The organism is Cobetia sp. (genome assembly GCF_983723665.1).
On the sequence record NZ_CFDJES010000262.1, the window covers coordinates 1 to 2,191 of the forward strand.

General features: G+C 60.8%; 2 protein-coding genes. Both read left to right on the forward strand.

Features of this window, described 5'->3' with window-relative positions; all coding sequences use genetic code 11:
* Window positions 1-1,088 (forward strand): TRAP transporter large permease (locus tag AC4FAH_RS14655; protein ID WP_490246323.1); only part of this gene is annotated, 1,088 nt, incomplete at its 5' end.
* Between the two features lie 31 nt (window positions 1,089-1,119).
* Entirely contained in the window at window positions 1,120-2,160 is a 1,041-nt protein-coding gene (locus AC4FAH_RS14660) for an Ldh family oxidoreductase (RefSeq protein WP_286987790.1), read from the forward strand.
* The last annotated feature ends 31 nt before the right edge of the window (window positions 2,161-2,191 follow it).

Consider the following 2,191-nt stretch of genomic DNA (forward strand, 5'->3'; position numbering starts at 1 on the left):
GACTGTTCGGGGCCATCCATCTGTGGACGCGCCGGATGCCCGGCGGGCTGGGCGTCGGTGCGGTCATCATGGGCACCATCTTCGCGGCTGCCAGCGGCGTGGTGGGCGCGACCGAGGCAGTGATCGGCATGCTGGCAGTGCCGGTCATGCTCAAGCACCAATACGACAAGTCTCTGATCTCCGGCACCATCTGCGCCAGTGGCTCATTGGGCACGGCGATCCCGCCTTCCATTACCGTGGTCATTCTCGGGCCTGTCGCGGGTGTCTCCGTCGGGTCACTTTTCAGTGGCCTGTTGATTCCGGGACTGTTGATGGCGCTGCTGTTCCTTGTCTACATCATCGTGGTCTGTGCGCTGAAGCCTGCGCTTGCGCCGCGACTCAAGGAAGATGAGCAACATCCGGGGTGGGGCAAGCTGCTCACCATCACCCTGAGTGCATTGCTGCCGACCATGAGTCTGATCCTGGTGGTACTGGGCACGATTCTGATGGGCATCGCCACGCCGACGGAAGCGGCGGCCTGTGGGGCGCTCGGCTCCGTATTGCTGGCGCTGGGGTATCGCAATCTCACGCTGTCCATCCTGTGGAACGCGGCGGTACGTACACTCAACATCACCGCGATGATTCTGCTGATCGTGCTTGGCGGCAACATGTTCGCGGGCGTCTTCTTCGCCTCCGGCGGGATGGCCACCGTACAGTCACTGCTGCTGGATACCGGCTTGAGTCCGTGGCTGATTCTCGGCGCCATCCTGCTGATCGCTTTCCTGGCCGGTTTCGTGCTCGACATGATCTCGGTGGTATTGATCGTCATCCCCGTGGCGATGCCGGTCATCGGTCTGCTCGGATTCGATGAGATCTGGTTCTGCGTGGCCTTCCTGATCGTGATGCAGACGAGCTATCTGACACCGCCGTTGGCGCCCTCCATCTTCTATCTGCGTGCCATTACACCGCCTGAAGTGACGTTGAAGCATATGTACAAGGGGGTGATGCCCTTCATCTGCCTGCAGTTGGTGGTGTTGGCGCTGATCCTGGCCTTCCCGGAGCTGGCGCTGTGGTTGCCTGATGCCATCAGCGGGCCGTCATGGAAATGATGGACACCTTATTGGAAAGGAATGAGTTCGCATGAGTGATGCAACACAGGAAGAGGCAGGAATGGACGTCAATCTCGATCGCGCAGCGCTCAAGTCGCTATGTCAGAAGGTACTGAGCCATCATGGCTTCAGTGACCCACATGTCGATGCCATGAGTGACGCGCTGGTGGCGGCGGAAATGGATGGCTGTCGATCCCATGGGCTTTATCGCCTGATGGGGTTCGTCGCGACACTGAACAATGGTGGTGTGGTGCCGAATGCCGTGCCGGTGGTCGAGGATACGGCGCCCTCCATCGTCAAGGTGGATGCCAAGGGTGGCTTCTCGTCGCTGGCCTTCCAGCAGGGCGTGCCTGAGCTGCTCAGCAAGGCGAGAGCCAATGGGATTGCCATTCTGGCCATCAATCATTGCGTGCATGGCACCGCATTGTGGGTCGAGATCGAGCGGCTGACGCGGGAAGGGCTGGTAGCCATCGCCTGCAACCCGACCCAGTCGTACATGGCGCCGTATGGAGGCAGCCAGCCCCTGCTGGGCACCAACCCCATTGCCTTCGGCTGGCCGCGCGGGGATGGCAACCCTTACGTGTTCGACTTCGCGACCAGCGCCATCGCACGTGGCGATATCGAGCTGCATCGTCGTCAGGGAGATGAGATCCCGCTGGGCTGGGGAGTCGATCGAGAGGGTACGCCGTCACAGAACCCTGCCGAAGTGCTGGATCATGGGGCGATGTTGCCCTTCGGGGACCACAAGGGCTCTGCGCTGGCGATCATGATCGAGTTGATTGCAGGGCCGCTGATCGGCGACATGCTCAGTATCGAGTCCAGCGAGCATGATCAAGGCAAAGGCAGTCTGCCGTATCATGGTGAGCTGATCATCGCGATGGATCCGGCGCGCCTGACAGGCGGCAGCACTCAGCAGCACATGTTGCGCTCCGAAAGGCTGTTTGAGCTGGTCAAGCAGCAGGGGGCGCGTCTTTCCTCCGAGCGCCGCTTCAAGGCCCGCCAGGTTCATCAAGAACAGGGCGTCACGCTGTCGAGAGCCTTGTATGAGGATATCCTCACGCTGGCCTCATGAACCTCCGTGTAGACCGAGCAGTAGAGTGATC